Here is a 13930-nt window from a genome sequence, read left to right on the forward strand (position 1 = left end):
CTATTGGCTGGCCCAGATGATACGGGCAATCCATTCGACGTCGGAAAGCTCGATCGTCCGGTTGGGATGTTCGGGATTGAGCGACAAAAGTTCGATGGAGCGCGGGCTCTGGCGCAGAAGCACCTTGGCCATGACCTCGCCCTCGCGTGTCTTGACGACGACACGGTCGTTGCGGCGCACCTGCGCACCGGGCTCCACGATCAGCACATCGCCGTCGCGGTAGAGCGGCATCATGCTTTCGCCCTGTATCTCGAGCGCATAGACGCCGGCCTTCTGCGAGGGGCCGGCTGGGAATTCCACAACATCCCAGCCCTGGCCGGCAGGAAAGCCGCCATCGTCGAAAAAGCCGCCGGCGCCTGCCTGTGCAAAGCCGAGCAGCGGAATTGAGTTTCCTTGTGAGGCAAAAATCCCCTCCGGCAGGCTTGCGGCCGCAGCCCCCGCCGGCCGCATGAAACCGAGGAACTGCTCCATGCTCGCCCCCGTCGCCTCCAGCACCTTGGCGATGGATTCCGTCGAAGGCCAGCGCAGGCGCCCGTCTGCCGATAGCCGCTTGGATTTGTTGAAGGAGGTCGGATCGAGACCCGCTCGCCGCGCAAGACCAGACGGCGTCAGGTCATGCCGTTCGGCAAGCCTGTCGATCGCTCCCCAGATCTGGTCATGTGACAGCATATGCGTCCGGTTCCGCGGTCCATCCGGCCGCTTTCTATCGCCGGCAGATTAACCGAGGCATTTCTCCGAGTAAAGCGAAAATGAGGAATAAAATCCTGTCTCGTCTGTCGCAGGCTAAAGCATGTCGCGCAAAAGTGCGCAGCGGTTTTGCGATAACGAACATGCGAAAACAAAAGCCTGAAGCGTGGCAAGCGAGTCCGAAGATCGCGACACGCTTTAGGCGACCATGGCCATGTTGATCTTGCCGAGCTGGATGACCGCCTGCGTGCGGCTGTCGACATTGAGCTTCAGGAGGATTGCCGAGACATGTGCCTTGATCGTCGCTTCGGAAACACCGAGCTCGTAGGCGATCTGCTTGTTCAGGAGTCCTTCGCCGAGCATGGTCAGCACCCGGCTCTGCTGCGGCGTCAGCGTGTGCAGGCGATGGATGAGGTCGGCGACATCGGGGTCCTGTTCCTGTCCGTCGCGATAGCTCTCGGGCGTCGCAATGTCGCCCGCGAGCACTGTCAGGATGCCGCGGCGGATATCCTCAATGCCTGAAGATTTCGAAATGAAGCCGGAAGCGCCAAGTTCCAGCGCCCGGCGGATTGTCGTGGTGTCGTCGGTCGCGGATATGATGACGATCGGCAGGCTGATGAATTCGGAGCGCAACGCCATCAGGCCGGAAAAACCGCTGACTCCAGGCATGGCAAGATCGAGCAACATCAGGTCTGCATCTGGGTGCTCGCCCGCAGCAGTTCTTGCCGCGGAGAAATCTCCGGCTTCGACGATTGCCTGGTGTCCGTCCATCCCGGTCACCGCCTGCCGCAACGCGTCGCGGAAAAGCGGGTGATCGTCAGCGATGATGATGGTCTGTTCCTGCATCGAAAACTCCCTCCCAAGAGCTCGATCCCGTCAGCCCTGTCCGGCTCCCCCGCGCGAACATGACTCTCCACTTATATGAATATAACCAGATCAACTCCGCTGCGGAAGAGGATTGGCCTCGTCTTCCGCCCGGAATTCCCGAACTATACCCATGAAACTGCGCATCATCCGCTCCATGATGCCGATCGATCGGTCGACCTCCGCATCCGTCGGCAAGGCGGGCCTGGCGCCTGAATTCTTTTCCAGCGCGCTTACGCGATCGGCGAGCCGGTCGAGTTCGTCCTCGTAAGCCGCCCGTTCATCGGCGGCCATGCGGCAGACCAGGGCACCATCCTTCTCGGCGCAGAGCGACATCGCCCCTGTTTGCCTGTCGAGGCGCACGAAATGGTCGCCGCTGCGTTCGAGCTGGAAGCGGGCGGTATCCGGCTCGGCCGCCAATGCCGCACATGGCAGAAGACCGGCGGCAAGCAGTACTGCAAATGCCTTCATCGTCTCATCCTCCGCAAAGCGTGATACCCGTCCGTTTTTGCGCCCGCAGGCGTGGACATCGCCGTCTCTTTGGGGCAAAGCCCTCATTAACAAGGCCAGCCAACGGGATCATCATGACCGCGACACCGACCCTTTACAAGATCGTGCCGGAGGCACTCTGGAAGGAGGCCAGACAAACCGGCATTTTTCATGGCGCCGGCATTGATATCAAGGATGGCTTCATCCATTTCTCGACCGCGGACCAGGTCAGGCAGACCGCGGCCCTGCATTTCGCCGGCCAGGCCGGTCTCGTCCTCGTCGCGATCGATGGGAGCGGTTTTGGCGACAAGCTGGTCTTCGAACCCTCACGCGGCGGCGCGCTCTTCCCGCATCTCTATGCCGACCTGCCGCTTTCGGCCGTGCTCTGGGAGGCCGCCCTGCCGCTCGATGATGCCGGCCTTCACATCTTTCCGGAGCTTGCAGCGTGATCGATCCCTTCAAGCGCATCGCCCGCCGTGGCCTCTTCCTCCTCGATCCGGAAACCGCGCATGGCATGTCGATTGCGGCGCTGAAGTCAGGCGTCGTGCCCGCCTGCCGCATCGCGCCAGACCCGCGCCTGCGCCAGACCGTCGCCGGGCTCGATTTTCCCAATCCGCTCGGCATGGCGGCGGGTTATGACAAGAATGCCGAGGTGCCGGAAGCGCTCTTGAAGCTCGGCTTCGGCTTTACCGAAATCGGCACCGTCACCCCGAAGCCGCAATCAGGCAATCCGCGCCCGCGCATCTTCCGTCTGGTGGAAGACGATGCGGTCATCAACCGCCTCGGCTTCAATAATGAGGGCCATGATGCAGCTTTCCGCCGCCTTCAGCAGATCAGTCGCGCCGGTATCGTTGGCGTCAATATCGGTGCCAACAAGGATAGCGAGGACCGCATCGCCGACTATGTCGCCGGAATCCGCCGCTTCTATTCGGTCGCCCGCTATTTCACCGCCAATATATCCTCGCCCAACACGCCGGGCCTGCGCGACCTGCAGGCGCGCGAAAGCCTCGCGGCCCTTCTGTCGGCTGTTTTGACGGCGCGTGACGAGGAAGCGGAAAAGGCCGGACGGAAAATCCCGGTCTTCCTGAAGATCGCCCCCGATCTCACAGAAGAAGGCATGGATGACATTGCTGCAGAGGCGCTGTCACATGCACTCGATGGTCTCATCGTTTCTAACACGACGCTCTCGCGCGACGGCCTGAAGGATCAGGTCCAGGCGAAGGAGACCGGTGGCCTTTCCGGCGCGCCGCTGTTCGAAAAATCGACGGCCGTACTCGCCAGGATGCGCAAGCGCGTCGGTCCTGCTCTGCCGATCATCGGCGTCGGCGGCGTCTCTTCGGCCGAGACTGCGCTGGAAAAGGTCAGGGCAGGGGCCGATCTCGTGCAGCTTTATTCCTGCATGGTTTATGAAGGCCCGGGCCTGCCAGGCACCGTCGTGCGCGGCCTCTCAAAGCTGCTCGACCGCGAAAAAGTCGCCTCGATCCGCGATCTCAGGGATAGCAGGCTCGACTACTGGGCAGCGCGAAAGGTCTGAGCCGCGCGCGGTTTGACCAGCACGACCAGGAAGAAACCGCGAAACAGCAGGAAGGCATTCATCGCCAGCCACAGGCCGTGATTGCCGACGAGCGGCACGAAGACGGCGAGCATGGCAAGATAGCCTGCAAAGGACATCAGCATGCGGTTGCGCATGTCGACGGACCATGTCGCGCCGATGAAGACGCCATCCATCAGGAAGGCGAGTGCGCCTGTCAGTCCCGTCACCGCCGCCCAGGGCAGGTAGGTCTCGGCGGCTGCCTGTACTTCCGGCGAACTCGTCAGTCCGGAGATGAGGGCAGGACCGGCAAAATAGAAGAAGGCGGAAATGATTGCCGCAAGCCCGAAGGACCAGAGCGTCGTGAGCTTCAGGCCACGATCGAAGGCGGGCTTATATTGCGCTCCGATCGCCCGCCCGGTGATCTGTTCGGCGGCATTGGCAAGACCGTCGAGATAATAGCCCGACAAGAGGAAGAAATTCATCAGCACCGCATTGGCTGCAAGGGTGATGGCCCCGAAGCTGGTGCCGATGCGGGTCATGATCGCAAAGGAGCCGATCAGCACGAAGGTGCGGATCAGGATATCGCGGTTCAGCGCGAAAAGCTCGGCAAGCTTGCTGCGCGAAAAGATCTCCATCCGATTTGGCCGATGTGCCCGATCGAAGCTGCGCAGCACGATGAAGAGACCGGCAAGCGCGCCCACCGTTTCGCCCGCCATCGTGCCCCAGGCGACACCCGAGACACCCCAGTCGAGCGACAGGCCGAGATAGATGGAGAGCAGGATGTTGATGCCGTTGATCACCGCCTGCAGCAGCAGTCCCGTCCGGCCTTGTCCGCGGCCAAGCACGAAGCCGAGCAGCGCGTAATTGGCAAGGGCTGCCGGGGCCGCGAGGATGCGGATCGAGAAATAGGTGCTGGTTGCCTCGGCAATCCGGCCTTCCGCCCCCATTAGCTTCAGCCCGATAACAATCAGCAGCGGCGACAGCACCAGAAGCGCCAGGCCGGAGCCGAGTGCAGAGACCATCGCTCGCCAGAAGACGCCTTGCTGCTCGTGTTGATCACGTCGCCCGAGCGCTTGCGCCGTCAATCCGGTCGTGGACGCCCGCAGGAAGTTGAAGCTGCCCATGATGAGGTCGAACAGCATGGCACCGATGGCAAGCCCCGCCAGCGCTTCCGGATCGCCCATGTGGCCAACGACGGCAGTATTGGTGATGCCCAGCAGCGGCGTGGTCATGAAACCGAGCGTCATCGGAATGGCGATCGACAGCACCAGCCGGTGCGTCACGTCGAAGGCCAATATATTTCTGCTGCCGCCTGTATCCATATCCGCCTCTTGGGGAGAGAGGCGATGTCGCCTCAGTTGGAAAGCACCATCGCCCAATAGGGCAGATTCTTCGAAGACGTATTATGTGCAACGGCAACACCGAGACCGCTATAGCGTCCGAGCATATTTTCCAGATGGTGGGGGGAATTGATCCAGGCAGTGACGGCCGCATCGACGCTCTGCTGGCCCGCTGCGATGTTTTCGGCGGCCGGAAGGGAAACGCCGCTCGCCTTCACGCGGGCGCCGAAACTGTCCGTCATGCCCATCAGATGCTTCATCTTGCCCGCACTTGCCATGCGCTTGGCCTGGAAGATCGCGGCGGCACTTGCATGCGGATCGACGCTGAGCGGCGGCAGGCCGTTCTTGGCGCGCAACTGGTTGACGAGCGGCAGCGCCGAAGCGGTCTGATCGACGCCGTCGGATGGCGTGCTCGCCATTTTCGGCGTGGTCGTGCAGCCGGCAATGCCGGCGGCCAGTGCGAGTCCCGAAAGCTGAAGAATGCCGCGGCGCGAAAGGATGATTGAGCTCATGTTATTTGCGATAGCTGAAAAGACGGATGATGATGAAGATCGGGATGACGATGGTCGCACCCAGCATCAGATAGTCGCCGACGCGTCCGAGCGCCGAAAAACCCTGCCGCCACAGATGCACCACGAAATCGCGGAAATTGTAGACGAGCTCCCAAGGGGTAAGCCCGAATATGGCCATGACGAAGCCGACGATCAGCGAGACCACAAGAAGCTTGATGATCGTGCGGCCAATGGAATCGCCGAGGAATCTGTTTACCTGATCGGACATGCGCCATCTCCTGTTTGCCTTGAGATACGGTCACGGCGGACCGGCCGCAAGCCTTTTCCGCCAAGGCAGCACCGCCTCTGAAATAGGACTTGAGTTTTTTTGTGGCCGCAGCCAAATGCCGCCAGCCAAAGGGTCCGATCATGCAGCCAAGCCAGCTTTCTTCCGGCGACGTCATCGCCGACCGCCGTGCCGACTATGCGAAGATGCTCGACGAGGGCGGCGAAGCGGAAGCGGCGGCCGAGCTGATGGAGCAGGCGCTGGAACTTGCTCCGGCCTGGGCCGCCGGCTGGTATCGCCTCGCCACCTATCACGAGAAGGCGGGCAAGGCGGAGGCCGCCATCGAAGCCTATCGCCGCACGCTGGAGCTTGATCCCGACGATATTTTCGGCGCGGGCCTTAAGCTCGCGCTGCTTGGTGATGCGGAGACACCGGCCCAGCCGTCGAGCCGCTACGTCGAACGCCTTTTCGACGATTATGCCGATCGCTTCGAAACATCGCTGGTGGAGAAGCTGGACTATTCCGTCCCGCAGAAGCTTGCCGCCCTCGTCGCATCCACCGGCAGGCACTACCAGCTTGCCGTCGATCTCGGCTGTGGCACGGGCCTGCTCGGCCCTGAGATCCGTTCCCATGTGGTCAGCCTTGAGGGCTTCGACCTGTCGCAGAACATGCTCGCGAAGGCTGCCGAAAAACAGGTCTATGATCATCTTGCCCAGGCGGACCTGTCGCTGGCGCCTGAAGCTTCCGGCATCTTCTCCGATGGCGCGCGGCACCGTGCCGATCTCGTCACGGCCGCCGATGTGCTGATGTATCTCGGCAATCTCGAAAGCGTCTTTGCGATCGTCGATGACCTCGCCGCAACAGGTGCCGACATCGTCTTTTCGGTCGAGGATGGCGGCGAGGGCGACGGCTTCAGCCTGGCGCCGTCGCTGCGTTATGCCCACTCGCAAACCTACATCGAGGGACTGGCGTCAGCCCACGGTCTCGAAATTCTCGATATCGTCAAAACCACCATTCGCAAAGATGGCGGCAAACCGATATCCGGCATTCTGTTCCTTACGCGCAAGGCGGCTTAAGCGCATATTTCTTGCGATTTTAAAATAGGTCAGCATTGCTTACGTATTTCGCTTGCGCACAACCGGGCAAGGCCTGATAATCCGGCCATCCCGCGAGACAGCGACGCGCTCCAAAAGCGCAGCACGCGCCGCATTTATCCCTACATTGCCCCTACCTCCGGCCGGTCCGGAACAGCCGCTATGGAGATCGCGACATGAGCCAGATCATCAGTGCCCTCGGTTTCTGGAATACCACCGCGACGCGCCACACGCCGGTCGAGGATGTGCAGGGCATATTTTCCGGCAGCCTCATCTCCGCGCTGGGCCTCTATGTGCTCGCCAGCGCCGGACTCCTGACCGGCAGCACCGCAGGCGTTGCCTTCCTGCTTCACTACGCCTTCGGAGTGAACTTCGGCCTCGCCTTCTTCCTGCTCAACCTGCCCTTCTTCTACCTCTCGTGGAAGCGCCTCGGCACAGCCTTTACGATCAAGACCTTCATCGCCATCGGCCTGACGTCGCTGCTCTCCAGCCTGCAGCCGAAGGTCATGGAAATCGCCGCCATCCATCCGGCATGGGCAGCCCTTCTCGGTGGCCTGCTGCTTGGCTACGGGCTTCTTGCTCTCTACCGCCATCGCGCCAGCCTCGGCGGCGTCGGCATCCTCGGCATCTATATGCAGGAGCGTTTCGGCATCCGCGCCGGCATCGTACAGCTCGCGATCGACATGTGCGTGCTGGCAGCCGCCTTCTTCGTCACCACGCCGCCGGTCGTCTTCTATTCCGTGCTCGGCGCGGTCGTGCTCAACCTCTTCGTCGCGATCAATCATCGGGCCGACCGCTACATCGCGCTATAACATTCTCCCAGCTGATCTGACCGGAAACTCAACCTTACAAATTGGTAATCCGTTGTAAACAAAACGTAACTTGCCTGTGATGGATCCCGGCGTGAAACTTTCCCCCGCGCCGGAATTGATGAGGTAAGCTATGTCAGATCTGGAAAAGCTTGTCAGACGCCGCATGCAGGAAGAATATACCAAGGGTTCTTCCGCAGAGGAAATTACGAAGGTCATTCGCGACATATTCAACAGCGTCGACCTGTCGGGCAAATGGCCTGCAGCCGTTGCCGCACGGGCAATGACGGGTCACAAGTGACCAAATAGTTAACCGACCCGATACTTCGGGTCGGTCACAGGATAAATTCCTTTCAGGCAGAATCTATCAGGCTGCCTTCTGCGGCGCATCGATCGGATGCTGGCTGCGGAAGCCAACGGCAAGCCGGTTCCAGATATTGATCGTGCCGATCGCAACCGTGATCTTGGTCATTTCTTCCTCTGAAAAATGCGCCTTCAGCGCCTCGTAATCTGCATCCGGTGCACCGGTCTCGGCAATCTTCGTCACCGCATCGACCCAGGCGAGCAGAGCGCGTTCGCGGGCGTCATAGACCGGCGATTCCCGCCATACGCACATGAGGTTGATCCACTGTTCGGAAAGGCCGTGGTGGCGCGCTTCCTTCGAATGCATGTCGACGCAATAGGCGCAGCCGTTGATCTGCGAGGCGCGAAGCTTGATCAGGTGAATGAAGCGCTTATCCAGTCCGGATTCCTGGACATATTGCTCCAGCGCCGCGACGGCCTTGTAGGCATCCGGGGCGGCTTTGCCGAAGTTGAAACGTGCTTGCATGGTATTCTCCTTGGGTTGGGGTTTGTTGTTGCGGCTCAGCGAGCCGCTTTTCTCTCGTGCATTTCCATGAAGGCGCAGCCTCTGGCAGCAATCCCGCCGTCATCATCTGCGGAAAGTTCGGCCAGGATTTCGGCGATACTTGTGTTTGCGAGTTCGGCGCGATAGGCGCGCTCTGCTCTGAGCATTGCCGCCGTGATCTGGCAGGGTTTCGTGAAATAGCGCTGCGGCAGCGGGTTCGGCCCCCGCTGGCGGATCTCCGAACAGCGGAAGGCCGGTGCCGGCCCTTCGACCGCGAGCACGATATCGAGCAGCGAAATATCCTCCGGCTTCTTCGCCAGTCGATACCCGCCTTTGGGACCGGGCACTGTTTCCAGAATTCCGCTCCCCGAAAGCGCCTGCAGATGCTTCAGCAGGTAGCTCGTGGAGACACCGTGATATTCGGCAAGGGCCGCAGCCGACAACACGCCGCCTTCGGAGAGCCCGGCCAGCACTGCCGTGCAATGAATGCCCTGTTCGACGCCGTCACCAAGCTTCATGGCCAATCTCCTCTATCGTGGATATAATTTATCCATGATTATGACAAGGAGTCAATAGCGCTTCTATTCGCCGATGTTTGAACTACATTTGCCCCGTGGATCAGATCGATGCCGAAACCAGCCTTGCCTTGCCCCCACCCTTCCTCCGCTGGTTTGCGGAAAAGGGATGGCGCCCGCGCGCGCATCAGCTTGAATTGCTGGCCCGCGCCGAAGCCGGCGAAAACACGTTACTCATCGCGCCAACCGGCGCCGGCAAGACGCTCGCCGGCTTTCTTCCGTCGCTGACCGACCTCACACGCCGCGGCAAAATCCCGCCGGGCTCGGCCTTCACAGGCATCCACACACTCTATGTCTCGCCGCTGAAGGCGCTGGCTGTCGACATCGAGCGCAATCTCATGAAGCCCGTTACCGAGATGGGCTTGCCGATCTCGATCGAGAACCGCACCGGCGATACGCCGAACGCCAAGCGCCAGCGCCAGAAGCTGAACCCGCCGGATATCCTGCTGACGACGCCGGAACAGGTGGCGCTGCTGCTTGCAAACCGCGAAGCCGAGCGTTTCTTTGGGGATTTGAAATACGTCATCTTCGACGAGCTCCACTCGCTCGTCACGTCAAAGCGTGGCCATATGCTCTCGCTTGGCCTTGCCCGCCTGCGTCGGCTGGCGCCCGATCTGAAGACCATCGGCCTTTCCGCTACCGTTGCCGAACCCCTGGATTTGCAGAGATGGTTGGTGGCGCAGCAGGAGGGCAGGGAGAACCATGCTGGCCTCATACTTGTCGAAGGTGGCGCCAAGCCCGATATTTCCATTCTCGATACGGAAGAGCGCATCCCCTGGTCCGGCCACGCCGCCAAATATGCGATCCCGGATGTCTACCGCCAACTCATCGACCACCAGACGACGCTGCTTTTCGTCAATACCCGCTCGCAGGCCGAAATGCTCTTTCAGGAGCTCTGGACGGTCAACGAGGAGAACCTGCCGATCGCGCTCCACCATGGCTCGCTGGATGTTGCGCAGCGCCGCAAGGTCGAAGCCGCCATGGCCGCCAACCGCTTGCGGGCCGTCGTCGCCACTTCGACCCTTGACCTCGGCATCGACTGGGGTGATGTCGATCTGGTCATTCATGTCGGTGCGCCGAAGGGCGCCTCGCGCCTTGCGCAGCGCATCGGCCGCGCCAATCACCGCATGGACGAGCCGTCTAAGGCAATCCTCGTTCCCGCCAACCGCTTCGAGGTCATGGAGTGTCAGGCTGCCCTCGATGCAAATTACATCGGCGCGCAGGATACGCCGCCCGTAGGCCGAGGTGGGCTCGATGTGCTGGCCCAGCACGTGCTCGGCATGGCCTGTGCCGAACCCTTCGACATGCTGGAACTCTATGACGAGATCACCAGCGCCTCGCCTTATGCCGATCTTGCGTGGGAGACCTTCGAGCGCGTTGTCGATTTTGTCGCGACCGGCGGTTACGCCCTGCGCACCTATGAGCGTTACGCCCGCATCCGCAAGACCAAGGAAGGCCGCTGGCGCGTCTCCAATCCGCAGGTCGCGCAGCAATATCGATTAAACCTCGGCACCATCGTCGAAGATCCGATGCTGAATATCCGCATGGCCAAGCGCGGTGAGGGCGGCAGGCTCGGCCGTCCGGGCGCCGTGCTCGGCAAGGTCGAGGAATATTTCCTCGAACAGCTCGCCCCTGGCGATACGTTCATCTTCTCCGGAAAGGTTCTGCGCTTCGAAGGTATCCGGGAAAACGAAGCTCTGGTTAGCCAGGCCTATTCCTTCGATCCAAAAATCCCCTCCTATGCCGGCGGAAAATTCCCGCTTTCGACCTATCTCGCCGATCAGGTTCGCTCGATGCTCGATGATCCCGCCCGCTGGCACCGTCTGCCGGATCAGGTGCGCGACTGGCTGTCGTTGCAGAAGGAAAAATCGCTGCTGCCGAAGCGCGACGAGCTGCTGATCGAAACCTTCCCGCGCGGCAGCCGCGGCTATATGGTCATCTATCCCTTCGAGGGCCGTCTTGCGCACCAGACGCTCGGCATGCTGCTCACCCGCCGACTGGACAGGGCAGGGGCAAAACCGCTCGGCTTTGTCGCGACGGATTATTCCCTTGCCATATGGGGTCTGGAAGACCTCGGCCTGATGATCGCCAATGGGCGCCTCAGCCTCTCAGATCTCTTCGACGAGGACATGCTGGGTGACGATCTGGAATCCTGGCTGAACGAATCCTTCCTTCTGAAGCGCACCTTCCGCAATTGCGCCGTGATTGCAGGCTTGATCGAGCGACGCCATCCGGGCAAGGAAAAGACCGGCCGGCAGATCACCGTCTCCGCCGATCTGATCTATGATGTGCTGCGCACCCACGAGCCCGATCACATCCTGCTGCAGGCAACACGGCAGGATGCTTCGACCGGACTTTTGGATATTTCCCGCCTTGGCGATATGCTGAGGCGAATCAAGGGCCATATCACCCACCGGGCGCTGGACCATATTTCGCCGCTCGCCGTGCCGGTCATGCTGGAAATCGGCCGGGAATCGGTGCCGGGTCAGGCCCATGATGCGCTGCTTGCCGAAGCCGCCGACGATCTGATCGCCGAGGCCATGTCCTGAGAAATCGGGCCTGAATTATTGGGAATACGAGAGTGATGAACCGCCTGGCGCTCGCGCGCGACATGATCAGCCTTGCCGCAATACCGGGCGTCGAAACCGCCATTCACGGTGTTGCCGCCGTCTGCGATCCGCTTGGTGCGCTCTACCTGCCGGATGCCGGCATTCTTGTCGTTTCCGACCTCCATCTGGAAAAAGGCGCAGCTTACGCCCGCCGCGGCATGATGTTGCCGCCCTACGATACGCTGGCGACACTGACCGTACTCGCCGCCGTCATTTCCCGCTACGATCCGAAACTCGTCATATCCCTGGGTGACAATTTCCACGACCGCGTCGGCTCGAAGCACCTGCCGGATGCCTTCCGTGCCCTGATCGTCGAAATGGCCCGCGGCCGCGAATGGATCTGGATCAACGGCAACCACGACCCTGACGGCACCGTCGACCTGCCCGGCACCTGTTCGGATGAACTTTTTTACGCCGGCCTGACCTTCCGCCACGAGCCGCGCGAGGGTCTGCAGAAGGGCGAGATCGCCGGCCATTTGCATCCGGCGGCCACCGTCCGCCGCCGCGAAAAATCCGTCCGCCGTCCCTGCTTTGCGACCGACGGCGCCCGTCTGCTGATGCCAGCCTTCGGCGTCATGAGCGGTGGTCTCGACCTTGGCCACAAGGCGATGAAGGGCCTCTTCGACAAGGCTTCGCTGATTGCCCATCTGCTCGGTCGCGACCGGATCTATTCGGTGCGCTATGGCAATCTGCGTGGCTGAACAGGCTTAATTACATCCCTGCAACTGCTGCTGATAGGTGCCGGCCATCCGTGCAAACTTCTGTGCCGTCTGCTGCAGCTGACCATTGCTGCGCCAGTCGCCGCGCTTGTAGCCGGTCGGGCCGGAGTAATAGGCCAGGTAAAGGTTGTAGGCGTCGTTGAGCGGAATGCCCGTCGTTTGGGCGTTGCTGTAGTGATACCAAGCGATGAAATCGATAGCGTCGCCAAAGTTCGTGCGACGCGCGGACCAGTTGCCGGTTTCGGACTGGTAGTGATCCCAGGTTCCGTTCAGCGCCTGTGAGTAGCCATAGGCCGTCGACGGTCTCGTCCAGGGAATGAAACCGAAGAGTTTTGTGCGCGGCGGACGCGCATAGGGCTGGAACCCGGATTCGACATACATGGTCGCCATCAGGATCGGCACCGGCACGCCGTATTTTTTCTCGGCACGCTCTGCGGCGCCCTGCCAACTGGTGAAGAGACCATCCTTCTGATCGAAGACGGCGCAGATATTTCTCGTCTGGCGGGGCGCTGTCGCGCAGCCGGCAAGCAGGGCCAGCCCGATGACCGCAAGCACGATACGAGTACGCATGATACAAACCTCTCGTTTCCGAGAGATTACTAACTCGTAAACGTTAAAGACCGGTTTTTATGCGAATACGAGATGTTCTGGCGGCTTTTTGTGAGGCCAGGGATTGGTGCCGTCCCGCAGCCAGAGCAGCGTATCCAGCCAGAAGCCGGCGGCATGGCGTGCATGAAAAAGATCGAAATGTCCGATCCTCGGAAATCCGAGATCGTCTGGCGCCAGCAGCACCTCCTCCACTCTGGCATTGCGATAGTGAGAAAGGCCGCGACGAATGGCCTGCACAGTACCAATATCGTCATCGGTGACGGTCAGGCCGAGGATCGGCGCATGGAAATTTCCGAAGGATTTTGAGGCGTCTTTTTTTTCCGCCGAGCGAGGATTGTCCCATCCCCGCTGGAATGCCCAGTCGAGAGCCACTCCCTTCGGCAGATCTTCGAGCCAGCCGAGAAGCCGTCCGGGAAAATAGCCGGCAAGCAACGTTACCGCCGGCATCAGAAGATGCCACTTCACGAACAGCCGCCCGCGATGATCAGGCGCATAGTCCCGCCAGTTCCCATATTGTGCCCCGACCGCCAGCATCCGGGCAACGCGGTCGCCATGCGCCGAAAGGCCCGGCAGGAAGCCGCCGATACTATGCCCAACGACAAAGAGCTCTCGGCCGGGCCTCTGGGCCTCCATGAAGCCTAGCGCTGCATCGAAATCCCGCTCGCCCCAGTCCCGCCAGCGATAGCCGCAGTCACGCAACCGCTCCGGTCGCGAGAGGCCGATGCCGCGATAGTCATAGGTCAGTACATCGAAGCCATGTTCGGCGAGAAAGCGCGCATAATAGTGATAATAGCGCGCCGCAACGCCGGTTGCCGGATTGATGACGACGTTGCCATTGCTGCGTTTGCTGGTCGTACTCCAGATGTGGCCGTGAAGCGCAACACCATCGGAGCATTCGATCACGACGGCTTCCGCCTCCTTGATAAGATCACTCTCCCTGCGTTTGCCTGCAGCCGGCATCTGTCGTCCCCTTCGTC

At 61.0% G+C, this 13930-nt stretch carries 17 protein-coding genes; 7 read left to right on the forward strand and 10 right to left on the reverse strand.

Annotated features, from left to right (window positions below; all coding sequences use genetic code 11):
• The 3 genes from FHX06_RS17705 to FHX06_RS17715 form a co-directional block, all read right to left on the reverse strand.
• The gene (locus FHX06_RS17705) at positions 1-669 is read right to left on the reverse strand and encodes a helix-turn-helix transcriptional regulator (RefSeq protein WP_112969913.1); all 669 of its coding nucleotides are present in this window, start codon (positions 667-669) and stop codon (positions 1-3) included.
• Positions 670-885: 216 nt separating this feature from the next.
• Positions 886-1533, reverse strand: a complete 648-nt coding sequence (locus FHX06_RS17710; RefSeq protein ID WP_112541666.1) for a response regulator — start codon at positions 1531-1533, stop codon at positions 886-888.
• Between the two features lie 90 nt (positions 1534-1623).
• A complete protein-coding gene (locus tag FHX06_RS17715; protein ID WP_113114650.1) occupies positions 1624-2022 on the reverse strand; it encodes a hypothetical protein in 399 nt (132 codons plus the stop codon).
• Between the two features lie 113 nt (positions 2023-2135).
• Here FHX06_RS17715 and FHX06_RS17720 point away from each other — a divergent pair, with 113 nt between their 5' ends.
• Together FHX06_RS17720 and FHX06_RS17725 are read left to right on the forward strand one after the other, a co-directional pair.
• A complete protein-coding gene (locus FHX06_RS17720; protein ID WP_183880227.1) occupies positions 2136-2489 on the forward strand; it encodes a DUF952 domain-containing protein in 354 nt (117 codons plus the stop codon).
• Positions 2486-3574, forward strand: coding sequence for a quinone-dependent dihydroorotate dehydrogenase (locus FHX06_RS17725; protein WP_183880228.1), 1089 nt, complete (start codon positions 2486-2488; stop codon positions 3572-3574). The genes FHX06_RS17720 and FHX06_RS17725 overlap by 4 nt, the downstream gene beginning before the upstream one ends.
• Here the strand turns inward: FHX06_RS17725 and FHX06_RS17730 are convergent.
• Genes FHX06_RS17730 through FHX06_RS17740 form a run of 3 tightly spaced genes read right to left on the reverse strand, consistent with a single transcriptional unit; the run spans position 3550 to position 5694 of the window.
• Entirely contained in the window at positions 3550-4896 is a 1347-nt protein-coding gene (locus FHX06_RS17730) for an MATE family efflux transporter (RefSeq protein WP_183880230.1), read from the reverse strand. The genes FHX06_RS17725 and FHX06_RS17730 overlap by 25 nt on opposite strands.
• A gap of 32 nt (positions 4897-4928) precedes the next feature.
• The gene (locus tag FHX06_RS17735; protein ID WP_183880232.1) at positions 4929-5426 is read right to left on the reverse strand and encodes a CAP domain-containing protein; all 498 of its coding nucleotides are present in this window, start codon (positions 5424-5426) and stop codon (positions 4929-4931) included.
• A gap of 1 nt (position 5427) precedes the next feature.
• On the reverse strand, positions 5428-5694 hold the full coding sequence (locus FHX06_RS17740; RefSeq protein WP_183880234.1) for a DUF6460 domain-containing protein: 267 nt from the start codon (positions 5692-5694) through the stop codon (positions 5428-5430).
• A gap of 140 nt (positions 5695-5834) precedes the next feature.
• Between FHX06_RS17740 and FHX06_RS17745 the strand changes: the two genes are divergently transcribed.
• The 3 genes from FHX06_RS17745 to FHX06_RS17755 all read left to right on the forward strand — a co-directional run bounded on the left by FHX06_RS17745 (position 5835) and on the right by FHX06_RS17755 (position 7895).
• Positions 5835-6767, forward strand: coding sequence for a class I SAM-dependent DNA methyltransferase (locus FHX06_RS17745; RefSeq protein ID WP_183880236.1), 933 nt, complete (start codon positions 5835-5837; stop codon positions 6765-6767).
• A 194-nt stretch (positions 6768-6961) separates the two neighbouring features.
• Positions 6962-7597: a YitT family protein gene (locus FHX06_RS17750; protein ID WP_112541660.1), complete on the forward strand. Its 636-nt coding sequence runs from the start codon at positions 6962-6964 to the stop codon at positions 7595-7597.
• A gap of 130 nt (positions 7598-7727) precedes the next feature.
• Complete coding sequence (locus FHX06_RS17755) at positions 7728-7895, forward strand: hypothetical protein (protein ID WP_162709948.1); 168 nt, start codon at positions 7728-7730, stop codon at positions 7893-7895.
• 66 nt (positions 7896-7961) lie between these two features.
• Here FHX06_RS17755 and FHX06_RS17760 read toward each other — a convergent pair whose 3' ends face one another.
• A complete protein-coding gene (locus FHX06_RS17760) occupies positions 7962-8423 on the reverse strand; it encodes a carboxymuconolactone decarboxylase family protein (RefSeq protein ID WP_112969904.1) in 462 nt (153 codons plus the stop codon).
• 35 nt (positions 8424-8458) lie between these two features.
• On the reverse strand, positions 8459-8959 hold the full coding sequence (locus tag FHX06_RS17765; RefSeq protein ID WP_112541658.1) for an RrF2 family transcriptional regulator: 501 nt from the start codon (positions 8957-8959) through the stop codon (positions 8459-8461).
• A gap of 95 nt (positions 8960-9054) precedes the next feature.
• Between FHX06_RS17765 and FHX06_RS17770 the strand changes: the two genes are divergently transcribed.
• Positions 9055-11565, forward strand: a complete 2511-nt coding sequence (locus FHX06_RS17770; protein WP_183880238.1) for a ligase-associated DNA damage response DEXH box helicase — start codon at positions 9055-9057, stop codon at positions 11563-11565.
• Between the two features lie 35 nt (positions 11566-11600).
• Complete coding sequence (gene pdeM / locus FHX06_RS17775; RefSeq protein WP_183880308.1) at positions 11601-12326, forward strand: ligase-associated DNA damage response endonuclease PdeM; 726 nt, start codon at positions 11601-11603, stop codon at positions 12324-12326.
• Positions 12327-12332: 6 nt separating this feature from the next.
• Here pdeM and FHX06_RS17780 read toward each other — a convergent pair whose 3' ends face one another.
• Both FHX06_RS17780 and FHX06_RS17785 read right to left on the reverse strand, forming a co-directional pair.
• On the reverse strand, positions 12333-12914 hold the full coding sequence (locus FHX06_RS17780) for a transglycosylase SLT domain-containing protein (protein ID WP_112969900.1): 582 nt from the start codon (positions 12912-12914) through the stop codon (positions 12333-12335).
• A 57-nt stretch (positions 12915-12971) separates the two neighbouring features.
• Positions 12972-13913 carry an alpha/beta fold hydrolase gene (locus tag FHX06_RS17785; protein ID WP_183880241.1) on the reverse strand — a complete coding sequence of 314 codons (942 nt, stop codon included), beginning with the start codon at positions 13911-13913 and terminating at the stop codon, positions 12972-12974.
• Positions 13914-13930 lie beyond the last annotated feature (17 nt).

The organism is Rhizobium sp. BK512, from assembly GCF_014194915.1.
Taxonomy (GTDB): domain Bacteria; phylum Pseudomonadota; class Alphaproteobacteria; order Rhizobiales; family Rhizobiaceae; genus Rhizobium.